The sequence below is a fragment of the Geobacillus sp. DSP4a genome, from assembly GCF_013096875.1.
Lineage (GTDB): Bacteria > Bacillota > Bacilli > Bacillales > Anoxybacillaceae > Geobacillus > Geobacillus thermophilus.
This window is the reverse complement of record NZ_SDLD01000023.1, coordinates 34,309-54,697: the sequence shown is the minus strand read 5'-3', so window position 1 is coordinate 54,697 and position 20,389 is coordinate 34,309. Positions and strand designations below refer to the sequence as shown.

The 20,389-nt window shown below is 52.2% G+C and carries 22 protein-coding genes and 2 rRNA genes; 23 read left to right on the top strand and 1 reads right to left on the bottom strand.

Annotated features, from left to right (window positions below; translation table 11 throughout):
- The 10 genes from ETC02_RS09815 to rsmI all read left to right on the top strand — a co-directional run.
- Positions 1 to 133 (top strand): 23S ribosomal RNA (locus ETC02_RS09815); the annotation flags it as partial.
- A 250-nt stretch (positions 134 to 383) separates the two neighbouring features.
- Positions 384 to 500, top strand: a 5S ribosomal RNA gene (gene rrf, locus ETC02_RS09810).
- 34 nt (positions 501 to 534) lie between these two features.
- A complete protein-coding gene (locus ETC02_RS09805) occupies positions 535 to 825 on the top strand; it encodes a sigma factor G inhibitor Gin (protein WP_080729565.1) in 291 nt (96 codons plus the stop codon).
- A gap of 318 nt (positions 826 to 1,143) precedes the next feature.
- Positions 1,144 to 2,583 carry an aminotransferase class I/II-fold pyridoxal phosphate-dependent enzyme gene (locus ETC02_RS09800; RefSeq protein ID WP_044746532.1) on the top strand — a complete coding sequence of 480 codons (1,440 nt, stop codon included), beginning with the start codon at positions 1,144 to 1,146 and terminating at the stop codon, positions 2,581 to 2,583.
- A gap of 20 nt (positions 2,584 to 2,603) precedes the next feature.
- A complete protein-coding gene (gene tmk, locus ETC02_RS09795) occupies positions 2,604 to 3,278 on the top strand; it encodes a dTMP kinase (RefSeq protein ID WP_033009015.1) in 675 nt (224 codons plus the stop codon).
- Between the two features lie 37 nt (positions 3,279 to 3,315).
- Entirely contained in the window at positions 3,316 to 4,308 is a 993-nt protein-coding gene (holB, locus tag ETC02_RS09790) for a DNA polymerase III subunit delta' (RefSeq protein WP_047817621.1), read from the top strand.
- A 13-nt stretch (positions 4,309 to 4,321) separates the two neighbouring features.
- Complete coding sequence (locus ETC02_RS09785) at positions 4,322 to 5,149, top strand: PSP1 domain-containing protein (RefSeq protein ID WP_050368035.1); 828 nt, start codon at positions 4,322 to 4,324, stop codon at positions 5,147 to 5,149.
- 16 nt (positions 5,150 to 5,165) lie between these two features.
- Entirely contained in the window at positions 5,166 to 5,528 is a 363-nt protein-coding gene (gene yabA, locus ETC02_RS09780; protein WP_033009009.1) for a DNA replication initiation control protein YabA, read from the top strand.
- A gap of 62 nt (positions 5,529 to 5,590) precedes the next feature.
- A complete protein-coding gene (locus ETC02_RS09775) occupies positions 5,591 to 6,340 on the top strand; it encodes a tRNA1(Val) (adenine(37)-N6)-methyltransferase (protein WP_050368036.1) in 750 nt (249 codons plus the stop codon).
- A gap of 15 nt (positions 6,341 to 6,355) precedes the next feature.
- Positions 6,356 to 7,264, top strand: coding sequence for a 16S rRNA (cytidine(1402)-2'-O)-methyltransferase (rsmI, locus tag ETC02_RS09770; protein WP_033009008.1), 909 nt, complete (start codon positions 6,356 to 6,358; stop codon positions 7,262 to 7,264).
- Between the two features lie 20 nt (positions 7,265 to 7,284).
- Here the strand turns inward: rsmI and ETC02_RS09765 are convergent, their stop codons facing one another.
- Positions 7,285 to 7,578, bottom strand: coding sequence for a transition state genes transcriptional regulator AbrB (locus ETC02_RS09765; RefSeq protein WP_033009007.1), 294 nt, complete (start codon positions 7,576 to 7,578; stop codon positions 7,285 to 7,287).
- A gap of 394 nt (positions 7,579 to 7,972) precedes the next feature.
- On the opposite strand from ETC02_RS09765, the gene metG reads away from it, so the two are divergent.
- The 13 genes from metG (at position 7,973) to glmU (ending at position 20,386) form a co-directional block, all read left to right on the top strand.
- Positions 7,973 to 9,922 carry a methionine--tRNA ligase gene (metG, locus tag ETC02_RS09760; protein ID WP_033009006.1) on the top strand — a complete coding sequence of 650 codons (1,950 nt, stop codon included), beginning with the start codon at positions 7,973 to 7,975 and terminating at the stop codon, positions 9,920 to 9,922.
- Between the two features lie 133 nt (positions 9,923 to 10,055).
- Positions 10,056 to 10,826 carry a TatD family hydrolase gene (locus ETC02_RS09755; protein WP_050368037.1) on the top strand — a complete coding sequence of 257 codons (771 nt, stop codon included), beginning with the start codon at positions 10,056 to 10,058 and terminating at the stop codon, positions 10,824 to 10,826.
- Between the two features lie 197 nt (positions 10,827 to 11,023).
- Positions 11,024 to 12,229 carry a G5 and 3D domain-containing protein gene (locus tag ETC02_RS09750; protein ID WP_033009002.1) on the top strand — a complete coding sequence of 402 codons (1,206 nt, stop codon included), beginning with the start codon at positions 11,024 to 11,026 and terminating at the stop codon, positions 12,227 to 12,229.
- A gap of 258 nt (positions 12,230 to 12,487) precedes the next feature.
- Entirely contained in the window at positions 12,488 to 13,051 is a 564-nt protein-coding gene (gene rnmV, locus ETC02_RS09745; protein WP_033009000.1) for a ribonuclease M5, read from the top strand.
- Positions 13,044 to 13,925, top strand: coding sequence for a 16S rRNA (adenine(1518)-N(6)/adenine(1519)-N(6))-dimethyltransferase RsmA (gene rsmA, locus ETC02_RS09740; RefSeq protein ID WP_033008999.1), 882 nt, complete (start codon positions 13,044 to 13,046; stop codon positions 13,923 to 13,925). The genes rnmV and rsmA overlap by 8 nt, the downstream gene beginning before the upstream one ends.
- A 92-nt stretch (positions 13,926 to 14,017) precedes the next feature.
- Complete coding sequence (gene yabG, locus ETC02_RS09735) at positions 14,018 to 14,914, top strand: sporulation peptidase YabG (RefSeq protein WP_033008997.1); 897 nt, start codon at positions 14,018 to 14,020, stop codon at positions 14,912 to 14,914.
- 182 nt (positions 14,915 to 15,096) lie between these two features.
- A complete protein-coding gene (gene veg, locus ETC02_RS09730) occupies positions 15,097 to 15,354 on the top strand; it encodes a biofilm formation stimulator Veg (RefSeq protein WP_033008996.1) in 258 nt (85 codons plus the stop codon).
- A gap of 193 nt (positions 15,355 to 15,547) precedes the next feature.
- Entirely contained in the window at positions 15,548 to 15,727 is a 180-nt protein-coding gene (locus ETC02_RS09725) for a small, acid-soluble spore protein, alpha/beta type (protein ID WP_011886605.1), read from the top strand.
- A gap of 224 nt (positions 15,728 to 15,951) precedes the next feature.
- Positions 15,952 to 16,824 (top strand): 4-(cytidine 5'-diphospho)-2-C-methyl-D-erythritol kinase, encoded by an 873-nt coding sequence (gene ispE, locus ETC02_RS09720; protein WP_033008994.1) that lies wholly within the window; start codon positions 15,952 to 15,954, stop codon positions 16,822 to 16,824.
- Positions 16,825 to 16,879: 55 nt separating this feature from the next.
- Positions 16,880 to 17,701 (top strand): pur operon repressor, encoded by an 822-nt coding sequence (gene purR / locus ETC02_RS09715; RefSeq protein WP_033008992.1) that lies wholly within the window; start codon positions 16,880 to 16,882, stop codon positions 17,699 to 17,701.
- 47 nt (positions 17,702 to 17,748) lie between these two features.
- Positions 17,749 to 18,123, top strand: a complete 375-nt coding sequence (locus ETC02_RS09710) for a RidA family protein (RefSeq protein WP_033008991.1) — start codon at positions 17,749 to 17,751, stop codon at positions 18,121 to 18,123.
- A 127-nt stretch (positions 18,124 to 18,250) separates the two neighbouring features.
- Complete coding sequence (gene spoVG / locus ETC02_RS09705) at positions 18,251 to 18,541, top strand: septation regulator SpoVG (protein WP_003247437.1); 291 nt, start codon at positions 18,251 to 18,253, stop codon at positions 18,539 to 18,541.
- Between the two features lie 468 nt (positions 18,542 to 19,009).
- Positions 19,010 to 20,386 carry a bifunctional UDP-N-acetylglucosamine diphosphorylase/glucosamine-1-phosphate N-acetyltransferase GlmU gene (glmU, locus tag ETC02_RS09700; protein ID WP_033008990.1) on the top strand — a complete coding sequence of 459 codons (1,377 nt, stop codon included), beginning with the start codon at positions 19,010 to 19,012 and terminating at the stop codon, positions 20,384 to 20,386.
- The last annotated feature ends 3 nt before the right edge of the window (positions 20,387 to 20,389 follow it).

Below are 20,389 nucleotides of genomic sequence, written 5' to 3'. Positions count from 1 at the left end.
CCCCCTCAAGATGAGATTTCCCACCGCGTCAGGCGGGTAAGATCCCTCGAAGATGACGAGGTCGATAGGTCCGAGGTGGAAGCGTGGCGACACGTGGAGCTGACGGATACTAATCGATCGAGGGCTTAACCTAACAAGAAAAGTGGAGGCCGCCTGCTTATCGGCGAGGTGCGCTGGAGGGCCTGCGAGCGGGCTTAGCCCGCCGCAGCAGGACCGAAGCGTCGCGAGCCGATGGCGGCTGGAACTAGACAGCGAAAAGCGCAGGCGAGCGGTTCGCCGCGGCTTCTTCCTGAAACGGTTATCTAGTTTTGAAGGAATGACTTTCCTTCTTGACAACATTTATTTTTTAAGTATAATAAATGATGTCAAAACTGAATCGCTTGCCTAGTGGTGATAGCGGAGGGGAAACACCCGTTCCCATCCCGAACACGGAAGTTAAGCCCTCCAGCGCCGATGGTAGTTGGGGCCAGCGCCCCTGCAAGAGTAGGTCGCTGCTAGGCGGAAAACAGAGCACCCTATTGTGCATGACGCGCAATGGGGTGCTTTTTTTACCCTTTATCGTCTACTAGTATAGAATGTTATCAGTGTGGGAAACATAGAGAATGGGAGGTGGAGAGCGTGGGGGCGCCGGTGATTGGGAAAAATCGACGTGAAAAAGTTTGTCTCGTTTGTGAGCAAGAAAAAGAGAAGGGCATTTTCCTTTTTGGCCATTTTCTTTGTATTGACTGCAACCAAGCGATTGTACAAACGAATACGGATGACCCAAATTACGCATTTTATGTGCAGAAGCTTCGGAAAATGGTTGCGTCGAAAATTTACTCATGAAGGCCTGTACAGGGCCTGTTTTTATTTTTCTTCGGGAAAAATGGCGGCCGCTGTCTGTTCATTTTCTTTCCGGCTGGTTCATGTTAATATTATTTTTAGCATTTCCCATCAGGCTGGCGAAACACAATGATTTCGGCCGACCCGTGTTTTGGGCTGCAAGGGAAGAGCTGTTTTGAAAAGGTTTCTCATCTTGGAAAAAGCACGTTTGGGGCCGATGGTTCAACCAATCATCAGCCTTCATACATATCGGGTGTCTGTGTACTTTTGGTGCATGCGGCCGTTGCACTTCGTAAATGATGATTAGGAAAGAGGATCATGATGGATCAAGCGAAAACTCCTTTATATGATGCATTGGCACGGCATTGGGCCCGCCGCCCCGTGTCTTTCCATGTGCCGGGGCATAAGTATGGGGCGTTGTTTCCGCCGCAGGCAACGGAATTTTTTGCGCCGTTGCTGGCTCTTGATGCGACGGAGATCGGGGGGCTTGACGATTTGCATCATCCGGAATCGGTTATCGCTGAGGCGCAGTCATTGGCGGCTGAACTGTATGGGGCTGCTAAGACATTTTTCCTTGTCAACGGGTCAACAGCGGGCAATTTGGCGATGATTGCCGCTGTATGCGATAAAAATAAACAGAAAGTCATCGTACAGCGCAACTGCCATAAGTCAGTGATGCATGCGCTGCAAATCGCGGGGGCGGCTCCGGTTCTCCTTTCTCCCGAATTTGACAGCGATGTACGCGTCGCCTCGCATGTTCGTGCCGAAGCTGTCAAGGAAGCGCTTGAGCTTCATCGCGATGCGGCGGCTGTTGTGTTGACCAATCCAAACTATTACGGGATGTCCATTGATGTAACGGACATCGTCCGCTTTGCCCATGAACGCGGCGTTCCCGTTCTAGTTGATGAAGCGCATGGCGCCCATTTTGCGGCTGGCCCGCCGTTTCCTCAGTCAGCGCTTGCCTGCGGCGCCGATGTCGTTATCCAGTCGGCGCATAAAACGTTGCCGGCGATGACGATGGGAGCGTTTTTGCATGTAAACAGCGAGCGGGTTGATCTTGAACGGTTGAAATATTTTTTGCAGTTGTTTCAGTCAAGCAGCCCATCTTACCCGATTATGGCCTCGCTCGATTTGGCGCGGCGCTACGTCGCTCAGCTGACGGCGGACGATGTCGCGGCGATTGTCGCTGAAATTGACGGATTTAAGACAGCGCTTGATCGTATTAGCGGGGTGGCGGTCGTTTCCTCCCGTCAGCCCGGTGTTCAAACCGATCCGCTGAAGGTGACGGTGCAGACGCGCAGCTCGCTGACGGGCTATGAACTGCAGCGGCGTCTTGAGGAAGAAGGAGTGTTTGCCGAACTGGCTGATCCTTCCAATGTTTTGCTCATTTGCCCGCTTGCTGCCACTGGACGGTTGATGGAGGCGGCGGAGAAAATCAAATGGGCGTGGCGCGATCTGCCGGTTGAGGAAACGCCGCCGTTTGACTTCATCCCTTGCGTACATCCTCCGATGTCGACGGTGGTTCCATACGATGAGTTGCGCCATGTGCGGACAAAAGCCGTCGCGATCGAGGAGGCGGAAGGGTGCATAGCGGCGGAAACGGTTATTCCGTATCCACCCGGGGTGCCGCTCGTTTGGGTTGGGGAGCGGATTGACGGGCGCCATATTGAGCAGATTCGCCGTCTTCTCGGCCATCGGGCGCATATACAAGGAGGGAGCCGGCTTAGGCACGGGCAGCTGGTCGTCTATGAACTCGAATGAGAGAAAGGATGCCGTGAACGATGAACGGGTATTTTTTTTCGTTTGAAGGGCCGGAGGGGGCTGGAAAAACGACGATGGTCGGCAAGCTCGAATCGTTGTTGCGCAAGCGTGGATTTGACGTGATGGCGACGAGGGAGCCGGGCGGGGTGCGCATCGCCGAGGCGATTCGCGCCATTATTTTGAATCGCGATTATACGGAAATGGATGGACGGACGGAAGCATTGCTGTACGCGGCGGCCCGGCGCCAACACTTGCTCGAGAAGATCGTGCCGGCGCTTGAGGCGGGGCGCATTGTTCTTTGCGACCGGTTTGTGGACAGTTCGTTGGCTTACCAAGGGTTTGCCCGTGGGCTTGGCATTGAGGAGGTATGGAAAATTAACGAGTTTGCCATTGATGGATATATGCCATCGCTCACCATTTATTTCGATCTTGACCCAAAAATCGGGCTCGAACGGATTCGGAAACATACGGGGCGGGAGGTCAACCGGCTCGACCTCGAGGCGTTGTCTTTCCATACGAAAGTCAGGGAGGGGTACTGGAAGCTCGCCAAGCGGTTTGCCGACCGAATCGTGGTGATCGATGCGAGCCGGCCGCTCGATGTCGTGTTTGACGAGACGGCCGCGGCAGTGCTCGCCTGCCTGGAAGGAAGATCAAAGCGCGATTTCCATGAATCCGGCCGTGATGATTTGCCATAAACATGATAGAATAGAAGGTAAGAAATGAGAGAGAGTGATGGCGATGCGATGGGAGCAGCTGGCCAAGCATCAGCCGGTGGCGGCGAAAATGCTGCAAAGCGGCCTTGAAAAAGGGCGGATTTCCCATGCGTACTTGTTTGAAGGGCAGAGGGGGACGGGAAAAAAAGCCGCTAGCTTGTTGTTGGCAAAAAGCTTGTTTTGCTTGTCCCCGTCAGGAATCGCCCCGTGTTTGGAATGCCGCAACTGCCGGCGCATCGATTCCGGCAACCATCCGGACGTTCGGGTGATCAGCCCGGATGGAGGGTCGATCAAGAAAGAGCAAATCGAATGGCTGCAACAAGAGTTTACAAAAACAGCCGTTGAGTCGGATAAGAAGATGTATATCGTCGAGCACGCCGATCAAATGACAGCCAGCGCAGCCAACAGCCTGCTGAAGTTTCTGGAGGAGCCGCATCCGGGAACGGTGGCCGTGCTGTTGACCGAGCAATATCACCGAATGTTAGGAACGATTATTTCCCGCTGTCAAGTTCTTTCTTTCCGACCGCTGCCGCCGGCGGAACTCGCGGCCCGGCTCATGGAGGAGCGCGTGCCGCCTTCGTTGGCGTTGCTGGCGGCCCACGTGACGAACAGCTACGATGAGGCGTTGGCGATCAGTCAAGACCGTTGGTTTGCTGATGCGCGAACGTTAGTGCTACAATTGTATGAGATGCTCGGCAAACCGGAGCTGCAGTTGCTGTTTTTCATCCACGATCGTGTGGTTCCGCACTTTTCGGAAAAACACCAGCTTGACCTTGGCCTCGATTTGCTTTTATATATATACCGCGATTTATTGCATATTCAGGTGGGACGGAGCGAGGGCGCCCTCTATCGCGACCATCTTGACCGCCTGCAGCAGTGGGCGCTTTCTTGCCCGCAGCGGCGGATTTTGGACAGCATGGAAGCGATTTTGCAAGCGAAAGCGCGTTTAAATACAACGAACATGAGCCAGGCGCTGTTGATGGAGCAGCTCGTTCTTCAATTAAAGCGGTAAAGGAGGGAGAGCGTTGTATACTGTCGTCGGTGTCCGCTTTAAAAAAGCGGGGAAAATTTATTATTTTGATCCAGGTGATTTCATCATTACCGTCGGCGAATTTGTCATCGTCGAAACGGCGCGCGGCATTGAATACGGAAAAGTCGTCGTCGCCAATAAACAAGTCGATGAAAACGATGTGGTGCTGCCGCTGAAAAAAGTGATCCGCGTCGCGAACGAAAAAGACAAATGGGTCGTTGAAGAAAATAAAAAAGCGGCGCGCGAGGCGTACGACATTTGTTTGCGCAAAGTGGAAGAGCACGGGCTGGAAATGAAGCTTGTTGATGTTGAATATACGTTTGACCGCAACAAAGTCATCTTTTATTTCACCGCCGATGGCCGCGTCGATTTCCGTGAGCTTGTCAAAGACTTGGCCTCGATTTTCCGGACGCGCATCGAGCTGCGGCAAATCGGGGTGCGCGATGAGGCGAAAATGCTTGGCGGCATTGGACCGTGCGGCCGCATGCTTTGCTGTTCGACCTTTCTTGGCGATTTTGAGCCGGTGTCGATCAAGATGGCGAAGGATCAAAACTTATCGCTCAACCCGACGAAAATTTCCGGGTTGTGCGGACGTCTCATGTGCTGCTTAAAATATGAGAGCGAGGAGTACGAAACAGCGAAAGAACAACTTCCTGATTTAGGGGAATATGTCGAAACGCCGTATGGCTTTGGCAAAGTCGTCGGGTTAAACATTTTGGAGCGGGTGTTGCAGATCGAATTGCCGGAGCACGGGCGGGTCGTTGAATATACGCTCGATGAGCTGATGAAGAACGGGACGCTGTCCATTCGTGTCGCAGATTAATTTGGGGTGGGGCCATGTGGAAAAGGTAGACAAAAAAGAAGTGTTTCAATTGGTGGCCAATATGGAGGAGCAGCTGAGCCATTTTTACCGTGAGCTTGTGCAGCTGAAGCAACGCGTATCAGAACTTCTCGAGGAGAACCATCAGCTGCAGATTGAAAACGCCCATTTGCGCCGGCGGCTCGAGCAGATGTCGGAAGCATGGGATGAGGAGAAGAAAAAAGAAACGAAACAGGGCAAAAAGCTGCTTGACATTGGCGAAGGGTATGACAATTTGGCACGCCTTTACCAAGAAGGATTCCATATTTGCCACGTCCACTACGGAAGCGTTCGCACGGAAGGCGATTGTTTGTTTTGCTTGTCGTTTTTGAACAAAAAATAAAGGCAGTGCTCCCCTTTCCATTTCGGAAAGGTTATTTTTTTCTATGGAGGATTGTGCGCAAAATGGTGGAATTGTACGCAGATGAACGACTCGATTATTTGCTCAATGAGGAGCTTCGCATTATCCAAAGTCCGTCTGTGTTTTCCTTTTCCCTTGATGCCGTGCTGCTTGCCCATTTTGCCTACATGCCGATTCAAAAGGGGAAGATTGTCGATTTATGCACAGGCAATGGGGTCATCCCGCTGCTGTTAAGCCGGCGGACAAAGGGGAAGATTATCGGCATCGAAATTCAGGAGCGGCTTTGCGACATGGCGAGGCGGAGCGTCGCATACAACGGACTTGAAGGACAAATTGAAATCATACACGGTGACATTAAAGAGGCGCCGCAGCGCATCGGCTACAGCCAGTATGATGTTGTCACATGCAACCCTCCGTATTTTCCGACTGTCGGCCGAGAGGAGCTAAGCAAAAATGAACATTTTGCCATCGCCCGCCATGAAATTTACTGCACGCTGGAGGATGTCGTTCGTGTCAGCAGCCAGCTGCTGAAACAAGGCGGAAAGGCGGCGTTCGTCCATCGGCCTGGACGGCTGCCCGACCTTGTGACGTTTATGCGCCGATACCGGCTTGAGCCGAAACGGCTTCGGTTTGTATATCCAAAAGCGGGCAAAGAAGCGAACATGATTTTAATCGAGGGGATGAAAGATGCGAACCCGGACTTAAAAGTGTTGCCCCCGCTCATCGTGTATGGCGAGGATGATGAATATACCGAAGAAACGAAGCGCATTCTATACGGCATCATTTCATCGTAAAGGGGCGGGAGACGGATGCTTTGGCACCAAAAAAGCTTTGCTGACCGGGATAAACAAGGAACGCTATACATCGTGCCGACGCCGATCGGCAATTTGGACGATATGACGTTTCGGGCTGTGCGGATCCTGCGGGAGGCGGACGTGATCGCTGCGGAAGACACAAGGCAGACGAAAAAGCTGTTGTCGCATTTCGACATTCATACGCCGCTCGTCAGCTACCATGAACACAATAAATATGCGAGCGGCCGGCAGCTTGTCGAATGGCTGAAAGAAGGGAAAACGGTGGCGCTGGTGAGCGACGCCGGCATGCCCGGCATTTCCGACCCTGGCTATGAGCTTGTTGCTGCTGCACTGGATGAACGGTGCCGCGTCGTGCCGCTTCCCGGAGCCAACGCGGCAGTGACGGCGCTCGTCGCCTCCGGGCTGCCAACGGAGCGTTTTTTGTTCGTCGGTTTTTTGGACCGGTCGAAAAAAGAAAAACGAGAGCAGCTGCTGTCGTTGAAAACAGCGCGGGAAACGTTGATTTTTTATGAGGCGCCCCATCGCTTGAAAGAAACGCTTGCTGTCATGTACGACGTGTTCGGTGAACGGCGCATTGCTCTTTGCCGTGAGCTGACGAAACGGTTTGAGGAATTCATCCGCGGCGATTTGAGCGAGGCGGTTGCTTGGGCCGAGACGGCGGACATCCGCGGCGAATTTTGCCTCATTGTCGAAGGGGCGCGCGGCGGTGGACATGAAGCCATGCAAGAGGAGGGGGCATGGTGGCAGCCGCTGTCGATTGTCGAACATGTCGACTATTATGTTCAAGAGCAGGGCCTTTCCGTAAAAGAAGCCGCAAAGCAGGCAGCGGCTGATCGGCATATGTCCAAACGCGACGTCTATCAACAGTACCATCAGCAGCAAGAAAAAAAAGAGTTTCTCTGAAACCAGAGAAACTCTTTTTTTTACTCGTTGTCCGCCGCTTCTTGCAAATGCTGGCGGATTTCCTGCAGCAAAATTTCCGCGCCTTCGCGGCTTAAAATGATTTTGCCGCCCGCTAATTTAAAGTTGTCGTCCGATACTTCCCCCGTGACGACGCATGTCATATTCGGCTTATATTTTTTCAAAATGATGCGATCGTCATCGACGTAAATTTCCAATGCATCCTTTTCGTTAATGTCCAGTGTACGGCGCAACTCAATCGGGATGACGACACGGCCCAACTCATCGACTTTACGTACGATCCCCGTCGATTTCATCGTCTGCTCTCCTCTCCGCAATGATTTTTGTCGTTTATTCGTCAATATTCGACAAATTTCCTACACCCTAATCATATCAGTGTTTCCATTATGCGTCAATCCTTTAATATGTAAAATTTAAAAAAAATGTATATTGTTATTGTGGAAAAAAGTTTGTGGTTGGGTATAAAGGAACATGAACCATTTTATTTGCCAAAACTCTATCCCTCTATAATAAATTCGCGGCGATTGCCCAAAATAAGGAGGTATTTTTGCCCATTTGCGTATATTTTTTTCGTCAAGGAGAAATAGATGTTTTTGTACAATGAAAAAATTATGTAAAATAGAAGTAACGCCGCTCTCGTCCTCAGGACGGGGGCTTTTGTGCGCAACAGTACGAGGGAGGGCCTAACCGATGGAGAAAAAGACGTTTTATTTGACGACGCCGATTTATTACCCAAGCGACAAATTGCACATTGGCCATGCTTATACGACCGTGGCGGGGGATGCGATGGCTCGCTATAAGCGGCTGCGCGGCTATGATGTCATGTATTTGACCGGAACGGACGAACATGGGCAAAAAATTCAGCGCAAGGCGCAAGAAAAAGGGGTCACGCCGCAGCAATATGTCGACGACATTGTCGCCGGCATCCAAGAGTTGTGGAGAAAACTGGACATTTCATACGACGATTTTATCCGGACGACACAGGAGCGGCATAAAAAAATTGTCGAAAAGATTTTCGCCCGTCTTGTCGAACAAGGCGATATTTATTTAGGCGAGTATGAAGGCTGGTACTGCACGCCGTGCGAATCGTTTTACACCGAACGGCAGCTTGTTGACGGCAACTGCCCAGACTGCGGCCGGCCTGTTGAAAAAGTGAAAGAAGAGTCGTACTTTTTCCGGATGAGCAAATACGTCGACCGCCTGCTGCAATATTACGAAGAAAATCCAGATTTCATCCAGCCGGAATCGCGGAAAAACGAGATGATCAACAACTTCATCAAGCCGGGGCTCGAGGACTTGGCTGTATCGCGGACGACGTTTGACTGGGGCATTAAAGTGCCAGGTGACCCGAAGCACGTCATTTACGTCTGGATCGATGCGCTGGCCAACTACATCACAGCGCTCGGCTACGGTACGGACAACGATGAAAAGTTTCGCAAATATTGGCCGGCGGATGTCCATCTCGTCGGCAAGGAGATCGTCCGCTTCCATACGATTTACTGGCCGATCATGCTGATGGCGCTCGGCCTGCCGCTGCCGAAAAAAGTGTTCGGACATGGCTGGCTGCTGATGAAAGATGGGAAAATGTCGAAATCGAAAGGCAATGTCGTGGATCCGGTGATGATCATTGATCGTTACGGGCTTGATGCACTCCGCTACTATTTGCTGCGGGAAGTGCCGTTTGGCTCTGACGGGGTGTTTACGCCGGAAGGGTTTATCGAGCGCATCAATTACGATTTGGCCAACGATTTAGGCAATTTGTTGCACCGGACCGTCGCGATGATTGAGAAATATTTTGGCGGCGCGATTCCGCCGTACCGCGGCCCGAAAACGCCGTTTGACCGAGATCTTTCCGAAACGGCGCGCGAGGTTGTCCGTCAATATGAAGAGGCAATGGAGCGGATGGAGTTTTCCGTTGCCCTCTCCGCCGTTTGGCAGCTGATTGGCCGAACGAACAAATATATCGACGAAACGCAGCCATGGGTGTTGGCGAAAGAGGAAAGCAAACGGGAGGAACTTGCCTCTGTCATGGCCCATCTAGCCGAATCGCTCCGCCATACGGCGGTGTTGCTGCAGCCGTTTTTGACGCGCACGCCGGAGCGCATCTTCACCCAGCTCGGCATCAGCGACCGTTCATTGAAAGAGTGGGACAGCCTGTACGATTTCGGCCTTATTCCGGAAGGGACGAACGTGCAGAAAGGGGAGCCGCTCTTCCCACGCTTGGATATCGGCGTTGAAGTCGAGTACATTAAGGCGCATATGCAAGGCGGCAAACCGGCGGAAGCGGCCAAAGAGGAAAAACAAGCGGCTCGGGCGGAGGAAATCTCCATCGACGACTTTGCGAAAGTCGACTTGCGCGTCGCCGAAGTCGTGCACGCCGAGCGAATGAAAAACGCCGACAAGCTGCTGAAGCTCCAGCTTGATCTCGGCGGCGAGAAGCGGCAAGTGATTTCCGGCATCGCCGAGTTTTACAAGCCAGAGGAACTCATCGGCAAAAAGGTCATTTGCGTCGCCAACTTAAAACCGGCCAAGCTGCGCGGCGAATGGTCGGAAGGAATGATTTTGGCCGGCGGCAGCGGCGACGGCTTTTCGTTGGCAACCGTCGACCAGCACGTGCCAAACGGCACAAAAATCAAATAATGCAACGGATGAGGGGGTGTCGTCGTTGACACCTCCTTGTTGCTATTTTGTAATGGAAATGTTACTGAGTTGTGACATACGTAATCAATTTCTATGCTACACTTAACATCAAAGTGGAAAAGAGGGACTTCGTATGCTTTTTGACACTCATGCTCATTTGAACGCCGTCCAATATGAGGAAGACTTGGAGCAAGTGATCGAGCGCGCCCGCGCTGAAGGAGTTTCGCACATCGTGGTTGTCGGGTTTGACCGGCCGACGATTGACCGGGCGATCGAGCTCGCTGAGCGATATCCGTTTATTTATGCAGCGGTCGGCTGGCATCCGGTCGATGCGATTGATATGACCGATGACGACTTGGAGATGATTGAACAGCTCGCCGCCCATCCGAAAGTGGTGGCCCTCGGCGAGATGGGACTCGATTACCATTGGGACAAATCGCCGAAAGACGTGCAGCAAGACGTTTTCCGCCGGCAAATCGCGCTGGCGAAAAAAGTGAAGCTGCCGATCATCATCCATAACCGTGAGGCAACAGCCGATATTTTAAAAATTTTGCAAGAGGAAAACGCTGCTGAAGTCGGTGGGATTATGCATTGTTTCAGCGGCAGCGTTGAGGTGGCCAAACAATGCATTGACATGAACTTTTTCATTTCCCTTGGCGGCCCGGTCACGTTTAAAAATGCGAAAAAGCCGAAAGAAGTGGCGAAAGAAATTCCGCTCCGCCATTTGTTAATCGAGACGGATTGCCCGTACTTAACGCCTCACCCTTTCCGTGGAAAACGAAATGAGCCGAGCTATGTCAAATACGTTGCCGAGGCCATCGCGGAAATTAAAAACGTTCCTTTTGCCGAAGTAGCGGAAACAACGGCGGAAAATGCCAAAAAATTGTTCGCCATCGACCGCTAAAATTAGGCGTCGAATAGCGGGGAGGCTTGTCGAAGGTGCGGCGAAGACGATAAAATTCTACAAATTCAGCCGATATGAACCAACCGCGTGTCGACAAGTCTTCCTTCCTTTTTCACTGAATTTTCTGCATAATAGAGTATGCTCGCGCGTACATGTTAGAGGGAGAGGGGATTTCAGAGGAAAAGGAGGCGTTTCCGATGTTGCCAAACAGGAGAAAGTGGCTGGACTTATGGAGGAAAAATGCGACCGTTACGGCGAGCGGATTTCTCGCCATTTCGGCAACCACAGGGGTGGCCGGCTACGAGATGGCCAAAGATGATGTAACGCTCACGATCAACGGAAAAAAGCAGGAAATCCGCACTTATGCGAAGGATGTGGAGGAACTGCTTGAGGAACAAGGCATTCAGCCTCGCAAGGAAGATTACGTCTATCCGTCTCTAAATACACCGATCACCGACGATCTTCACATCATTTGGGAAGCAAGCAAAGAAGTGACATTGACGATCAATGGAAAAAAGAAAAAAGTGTGGACGACGGCCGATACGGTCGGGGAATTGCTCCGTTCGCAACACGTGGCAGTCGGGCCACATGACAAAGTGGCGCCGTCGCTTTCCGCCAAAGTTCAAAAAGGCATGAACATCGGCATTGAAAGGGCGTTTCCGGTTCGCCTAAATGTCGGCGGCAAACAGCAACAGGCATGGACCACTTCGACTACGGTCGCTGACTTTTTGAAACAGCAAGGGATCTCGTTGGGCCAATGGGACCGAATTGAACCTTCCTTGCAAGAAACAGTCAAAGCTGGGATGACGGTTTACATCGTTCGGATTAAAAAAGTCACCGATGTAGTGGAAGAGCCCGTCGACTTTGCCGTGGTGACGAAGCGGGACGATTCGCTGCCAAAAGGAGAGCGGCGCGTCATTGCACCCGGGGAAAAGGGAAAAATCGAAAAAACGTATGAAGTGACATTGGAAAACGGCAAAGAAGTGGCACGCAAATTGCTGGCGACAAGAACGATAAAAGAGAGCAAACCGCGCATTGTCGCCATTGGCACTAAAACGGTGCACCCGGTTGCATCATCCGGCCGGCCGTCCTCGCGCGGCGCCGATCAAGCCGCGAAGGAGTTTTACGTCACCGCCACCGCCTATACCGCCTATTGTGCGGGTTGCTCAGGCATAACGAGCACAGGCATCAATTTGCGCCAAAATCCTTCCGTCAAAGTGATTGCCGTCGACCCGTCCATCATCCCCCTCGGGTCGAAGGTGTATGTGGAAGGATACGGATATGCCATTGCCGCTGACACCGGCTCAAGCATTCGCGGATATAAAATCGACGTGTTTTTCCCGGAACGGTCGGATGCGTTTCGTTGGGGCAGAAAGCGTGTCAAAATACGGGTGCTGCCATAGAAAGGCGATTGGAGAATGCAAGCGGAGGGGTTTTTCCCCTCTGCTTTTTTTCGCTATAATGGCATTGGGCCGCAACAATGCGCGTATTGCTCCATCTGTCTAATTAGACGTCTGATGCAGAAAAAAGTTTCAACAAAGTTGAAAAAATAAAATAGGGGCATGGAGCGGCGGCGGTTCGCTCTACCCTTTATTTTACCGGAAAGGAGGCATTGCAGAAATAGGAAAAATCGCTCATTTCGCTGTTTCTGCAATGATGGGATGAAGATTAAAGAAGTGATTGTCGTGGAAGGGAAAGATGATACAGCGGCGATCCGGCGCGCCGTTGATGCCGATACGATCGAAACAAACGGGGCGGCGGTGGGGGCGGAAGTCATCGAACGGATCAAGCTGGCGAAAGAGCGGCGCGGGGTGATCATCTTCACCGATCCCGACTTCCCCGGCGAGAAAATCCGCCGCACGATTGCCGAGCAAGTGCCGGGATGCAAACACGCCTTTTTGCCGCGCGAAGCCGCGAAAGCGAGAAGCGGGAAGGGCATTGGGGTCGAGCACGCTTCCCCCGACGACATTCGCCAGGCGCTTGCGAACGTGTATGAAGAGACAGCCGATTGGGAAGAAGAAATTACGTTTGCAGAATTGATTGAAGCCGGACTGGTTGGCGGGGAGATGGCGCGCCGGCGCCGGCAGCGGCTCGGGGAGGAGCTGAAAATCGGTTATGCCAACGGCCGACAGTTTCATAAGCGGCTGAAAGTGTTCCGCATTTCCCGAGACGCCTTTTACGCCGCGCTGGCGCAAGTGATGCGGGAGGAGGCGGGCGATGCATAAAGACATTGCAACACCGGGGCGGACGAAAGAAATTTTGGAGCGGTATGGTTTTTCGTTTAAAAAAAGCCTCGGACAAAACTTTTTGATTGACGCGAACATTTTGCGGAAAATTGTTGATGCTGCCGGCGTCTCCAGCGATACGGGGGCGATTGAAATCGGACCCGGCATCGGGGCGTTGACCGAACAGCTCGCACGGCGGGCAAAAAAGGTCGTCGCCTTTGAAATCGATGGCCGGCTGCTGCCGATTTTGGCGGATACATTGTCCCCCTACGACAATGTGCGCATTATTCACCAAGATGTGTTGAAGGCGGATTTGCATGCGGTCATTGCGGAAGAGCTGGCCGATGTGAACGACCGGATGGTGGTCGCTAACTTGCCGTATTATGTGACCACACCGATCATTATGAAGCTGCTTACCGACCGGCTCCCAATCCGCGGCATCGTCGTCATGCTGCAAAAAGAGGTGGCCGACCGCCTCGCTGCCAGGCCGGGAACGAAAGATTACGGCTCGCTGACGATTGCTGTGCAGTATTACACAGAGGCGGAAGTCGTGATGGCGGTGCCGCGCACCGTGTTTATGCCGCAGCCAAACGTCGATTCCGCCGTCATCCGGCTGACGAAACGGGCCCATCCGCCTGTCGCTGTTGAGGATGAGGACGTGTTTTTCCAAGTGGTGCGGGCGAGCTTTGCTCAGCGCCGCAAAACGCTGCTCAATAATTTAGTGAGCAGCTTGCCAGGCGGAAAAGAGAACAAAGAACAAATCGAACAGGCGCTTGCTGCGGTGGGCATCGATCCGCGCCGCCGCGGGGAAACGCTTCATATAACCGAGTTTGCCTCGTTAAGCAACGCATTGGCGCCGCTTTTTCGCCGTTGAGGCCGCAGCAGCTGAAAACAGGCGTCTATCACCTATTGTCCGCGTCTGCATATCGTATGGATGACAACGATTATGCAATGGAGTGAGCGGTGATGGACGTCAAAATCGGCGATATTGTCGCCCGCAAGTCTTACCAATGCGACGTATTGTTCCGCGTCATTGACCTTAAAGAAAAGGACGGGGAATGGGAAGCCATTTTATATGGCGAGGACGTGCGGCTTGTGGCCGACGCCCCGTGCAGCGACTTGGTCATTATCGATGAGCGGGAGCAACAAGAACGAAAAAGGCGGGAAATCGAACTGATTGAACAGTCATACCGGCTGTTTCGCCAAGATTATCAGATGATCAAGCAAAAAGTCGAGTATCGGGCAACCGGCGGGTACCGGGTGGAGAAAGATTTTTTTCAAATTCCGGGACGCGTCCTTCATTTGGACGGCGACCCGTTATATTTGCGCAAATGCATGGATTTGTATGAACGGATTGGGGTGCCGGTGCACGGCGTTTACTGTGAGGAAAGCGAGATGCCGGAAAAAGTCGGCTCCTTGATTGAGCAGTTTCGTCCGGATATTTTAGTCATTACCGGTCATGACTCGTATTCAAAGTCAAAAGGAAAGCTTCATGATTTGAAAGCGTACCGCCATTCACGCCATTTTGTTCAAACAGTGAAAGAAGCGCGCAAAAAAGTGCCGCATCTCGATCAGCTCATCATTTTCGCCGGCGCCTGCCAATCGCATTTTGAATCGCTCATCCGCGCGGGGGCGAATTTTGCCAGTTCGCCGGCGCGGGTCAACATTCACGCCTTAGATCCGGTTTATATCGTTTCTCGTCTCAGTTTTACCCCGTTTACGGAAACGGTCGATGTGTGGGATGTGCTTCGCAACACGCTGACCGGGGAAAAAGGGCTGGGTGGAGTCGAGACGAAAGGTGTGCTCCGCACCGGGATGCCGTTTCGCCTGATCGACGAACGGGGGGAAAACCGCCGCAATTGACGGGCGGTTTTTTTATGTCTTTCGCCATATTTTTTATAAAAAAGTTCCACAAGGTACATAAAAAGAAGGATATTGTAGAAAAATATTCATTGACAGCAATAAAAACACGCTGATATAATTTTTATTTTTTTGACTTTGAAGACCATTTTTGTTATAATTGCAAATAGTGAGGTGGATGACGAATGCCAAAAACTTTATCCGATATTAAAAAAGCGCTGGACTCTAATATCGGGAGACGTTTAACGTTGCGGGCCAACGGCGGACGCAGAAAAATGATCGAGCGTTGCGGCATTTTGGCGGAGACTTACCCATCGGTATTTGTCATTGAACTGGATCAAAAAGAAAACTCATTTGAACGTGTATCGTTCAGCTACGCCGACGTGTTGACAGAGACCGTAAAGCTGACGTTTTGGGACGATGAGCAAGCAGGGGGGCAGTAGACAAATTTGTTTGCTGCTTTTTGTTTTGTCATAAATAGGCGGACATAAAGCCGCCTTCCTCACTTCATACTAAAACTGCCGCAGCCGCCTTTCATCTGCCCCATGACCAAGCGAGTCAGCCGGCTGTTGCGCCGGCGGGTTGCACAACGTTTCGCGCCTTAACGCCAACGAACATGGAAAGGGGTTGCTGACATTGGGTCGACGCCGCGGGGTTATGTCGCAACGCTTAAAAGAAGAGCTAGCAAAAGAGCTGGGCTTTTACGATGTCGTGCAGCGTGAAGGGTGGGGAGCCATCCGCGCGAAAGACGCAGGAAACATGGTAAGATTGGCGATTGAACGGGCGGAACGGCAGCTGGCCGGAAAAACGGAATAGCGCCGGCGGCGATGGCGCGCTGCGGCAAGGGTGCCCTAGCAGGGGCGCCCTTTTTACATATATCGTTTGGCGACGGCACCAGGACATGGTAATATGGTAAAATGGGTTGATGAAAAAAGCACGAATGTCACGCGGGAAAACGCTGAAAATAGGAAACAACGGGCGGATAGGCGGCTGGCCAGAAGCCGTTTATCATCAATGTGCGTGGAAGTAGGTGAAGATGAGTGAGGCTGTCGATCAAAGCGCCGGCAAAAATTAATTTATCACTTGATGTTCTTTATAAACGCCCCGATGGCTACCATGAAGTGAAAATGGTGATGACGACGATCGATTTGGCGGACCGCATTGAGCTTATTCCGCTGCCTGAGGAGGATGTGATCCGCATTGTGTCGCAAAACCGCTTTGTGCCGGATGATTGCCGCAATTTGGCGTACCAGGCGGCGAAACTGATGAAGGAGACGTTTTCGATCCGCCAAGGGGTGGCCATTTCGATTACGAAGCATATTCCGGTGGCGGCCGGCCTGGCAGGGGGAAGCAGCGACGCGGCCGCAACGTTGCGCGGGCTCAACAAGCTTTGGCAGCTCGGATTGACCGTCCGGGAATTGGCTGAGCTTGGTGCGCAAATCGGCTCGGATGTTGCGTTTTGCGTCTACGGCGGAACAGCTGTGGCGACCGGGCGCGGCGAAATCATCACCCCCATCCCGTCGCCGCCGCCATGCTGGGTGGTGTTGGCTAAGCCCCCAATTGGCGTGTCGACGGCCGATGTGTACCGAAATTTGCAGCTTGAGCATGTCTGCCATCCGGATGTCGATGCAATGGTGAAAGCGATCGAACGGCAAGATTATGAGGGCATTTGCCGGTTGGTCGGCAACGTGTTGGAGGAAGTGACCTTAAAAAAATATCCGGAAGTTGCGCATATTAAAGAGCAAATGAAACGGTTCGGAGCTGATGCGGTGCTGATGAGCGGAAGCGGGCCGACAGTGTTTGGGCTGATCGAGCATGATTCGAGAATGCAGCGGGTGTATAACGGACTGCGGGGCTTTTGCGATCAAGTGTTTGCGGTCAGGCTGTTGGGGGAGCGGCATTCGCTTGATTAAACACGTACATTTTTGTTAAAATAAATTTATAATATTCGGTTTTAGGAGGTCGGCTATGAAGCTTAGGCGAAGCGGCCGTTTAGTCGATATGACGCATTATCTTCTCGAACGGCCACATCAGCTCATTCCGCTGACGTTTTTTGCCGATCGGTACGAATCGGCCAAATCATCGATCAGCGAAGACTTGACGATTATTAAACAAACGTTTGAGCAGCAAGGAATCGGGACGGTTCGGACGCTGCCCGGCGCGGCCGGCGGCGTGCAATACATTCCGAAAATGGCTGCCGGGGAGGCGGAGGAAGTGATCGCCTATTTGTGCGAGCAATTGTCGCGCCCGGACCGGCTTCTTCCCGGCGGATATTTGTATATGACCGACATTCTTGGCGACCCCCGTATTATGAACAAAATCGGCCGCCTTTATGCGTCGATGTTTGCCGACCGTCCGGTGGATGTCGTCATGACCATTGCCACCAATGGAATTCCGCTCGCATATGCGATCGCCAATTTTTTGTATGTGCCGGTTGTGATTGTCCGCCATGACAATAAAGTGACGGAAGGGCCGATGGTGAGCATCAACTACGTATCCGGCTCGTCCAAACGCATCCAAACAATGGTTTTGTCGAAGCGCAGCCTGGCGGAGGGAGCCAACGTGCTGATTGTCGATGACTTCATGAAAGCGGGCGGCACGATCAACGGTATGGTCAGCTTATTGCAAGAGTTTAACGGCAACGTCTCCGGCATCGGTGTGCTCGTTGAGTCTGAGGAAGCAAAAGAGCGGCTTGTCGACGAGTACATCTCGCTCGTCAAACTGTCGGCGGTGGACGTGAAAGAAAAGCGGATCGCCGTCAAGGAAGGCAATTACAAAGCGTTTTTTTAGGCAGCCTGCTGCCTGATTATAAAACTTTAGAAAGGGGATTTCTTTCAATGAAAAAAGTGGAAACGACCAATGCGCCGCAAGCGATCGGCCCGTATTCGCAAGCGATCATCGTCAACAATATGGTTTACAGCTCTGGGCAAATTCCGCTCACTCCAGAGGGGGAAATGGTAAAAGGCGACATTCAGGCGCAGACGCATCAAGTGTTTCAAAATTTGAAAGCGGTGCTGGAAGCCGCCGGCGCCTCACTCGACACAGTCGTGAAAACAACCGTTTTTTTAAAAAGCATGGATGATTTTGCGGCCATGAACGAAGTGTACAGTCAATATTTCCCGAACCATAAACCAGCGCGCTCATGCGTTGAGGTGGCTCGGCTGCCGAAAGACGCCCTAGTTGAAATCGAAGTCGTTGCCCTCGTGCGATAAAGAGGGGCGCATCCATCTTTTCCCTTGCTGAAATTTAGAAAAAATTTTTTGAAAAAGGAAGGAATTTGCCGAAAGGCGTGGAATTAATTACATCGAGTCTTATATAGGGGAAAAGGTGGTGAACATAATGGAAGTGACAGACGTAAGATTACGCCGCGTCAACACCGAAGGACGGATGAAAGCGATCGCCTCCATTACGTTGGACAATGAGTTCGTTGTCCATGACATCCGCGTCATTGACGGGAATAACGGCTTGTTTGTCGCGATGCCAAGCAAGCGTACACCGGACGGGGAGTTCCGCGATATCGCGCATCCGATCAACTCCGCTACGCGCGGAAAAATTCAAGAGGCGATCTTAGCTGAGTACCACCGCCTCGGGAAGCTGGAAGAAGAACTTGAAGAAGCGGGCGCTTCGTAAACATATGAAAGGGGGCTTAGGTGAAATTCACCAAGCTCCTTATTTTTTGCCAGCCGCATTGTTTCCTTGAAAAGTGCTGTTGATTCATATATATTCAATTATGGGCGAACTACTCCCACTTCGCTTTGCTTGAAGTGGGAGCTTCTCAGTTCCATGACGAAAGCCATTCTTTCGTCTCCCTGAGCGTCACTTCGGGTCGTCCCAACCTTGGTTCGACGATTTGGGGTTTTTTCGCGCCTTTGAATATGGTACGCATGGAAGGCTTTGCTTGTTTTCGCATTGAATGTTCTCCATGCAACCCGCTATATCTAGTTTACAAAGAACATGATATACATTGATTTGATTATGTGTTTTGGCTGATGCCACCGGTATTCCCCCGCTGGTCGTGGGGCTTCGTCTTTCACGCGCTTGAAGCGGGGGGATCTTCTCTTGGGACTATGATTAAAAGGATAATTGGAGGCTTTTCACATGAAGCGATATGCGGTCGTTTTGGCGGCCGGACAAGGAACGCGGATGAAGTCGAAGCAGTATAAGGTGCTTCATCCCGTTTGCGGCAAGCCAATGGTTCAGCACGTCATGGACCAAGTATCCAAACTTGGGGTGGAAAAAACCGTCACGGTCGTTGGATTTGGGGCGGAGCAGGTGAAAGAGCAGCTTGGCGCCCAATGCGAGTACGCATTGCAAGAGGAACAGCTTGGGACGGCGCATGCGGTGATGCAGGCAGCCCCATATTTGCAAGGCCTCGAAGGGGTGACGATCGTCGTCTGCGGAGACACGCCGCTCATCACAGCTGAGACGATGAAGGCGCTCGTCGAGCACCATTTGGCCGCCAAAGCGAAGGCGACGGTATTGACAGCCATCGCTGACGACCCGGCTGGATATGGCCGCATCGTCCGCAACAGTGCCGGCGGCGTTGAAAAAATTGTTGAACATAAAGATGCGAATGAAGAGGAACGGGCTATTCGCGAGATTAACACTGGAACGTATTGCTTTGACAACCAAACATTGTTTCAAGCGCTTACAAACGTGACAAACAACAACGCCCAAGGGGAATATTATTTAACCGACGTGATTGAAATTATCAAAGCGGGCGGCGGCACAGTATCCGCTTATCAGGCGCCGTCATTTGAGGAAACGATCGGGGTCAATGACCGCATCGCCCTTGCCGAGGCGGAGCGGATCATGCGCGAGCGCATTTGCCGCCGGCATATGGAAAACGGGGTTACGATCATCGACCCGGGCTGCACGTATATTTCCGCCGACGCGACGATTGGCCGCGATACGGTCATTTATCCCGGCACAGTCATCGAAGGCGAAACAGTGATCGGCGAGGATTGCACGATTGGACCGCATGCGGAAATTAAAAACTGTCATATCGGCCACCGCACGTCCATCCGCCATTCGGTCGCCCATGACAGCGAGATCGGCAACGATGTCACGATCGGCCCGTTCGCCCATATCCGCCCGCTGTCGAAAATTGATGACGAGGTGCGGATCGGCAATTTTGTCGAGGTGAAAAAATCGACGTTCGGCAAAGGAAGCAAAGCCTCGCATTTAAGCTATATCGGCGACGCGCAAGTCGGCGCCGATGTCAACCTTGGTTGCGGGTCGATTACCGTCAACTATGATGGCGTGCATAAGTATATGACCAAAATTGAAGACGGGGCGTTTATCGGCTGCAACGTCAACTTGATTGCCCCGGTTACGGTCGGCCGGGGCGCTTACGTTGCCGCCGGATCGACGATCACCGACGACGTTCCCGGCCGCGCCCTCGCCATCGCCCGCGCCCGGCAAGTCAATAAAGAACATTATGTTGATCGCCTGCCAGGCAAGAAAAAATCTTAATGG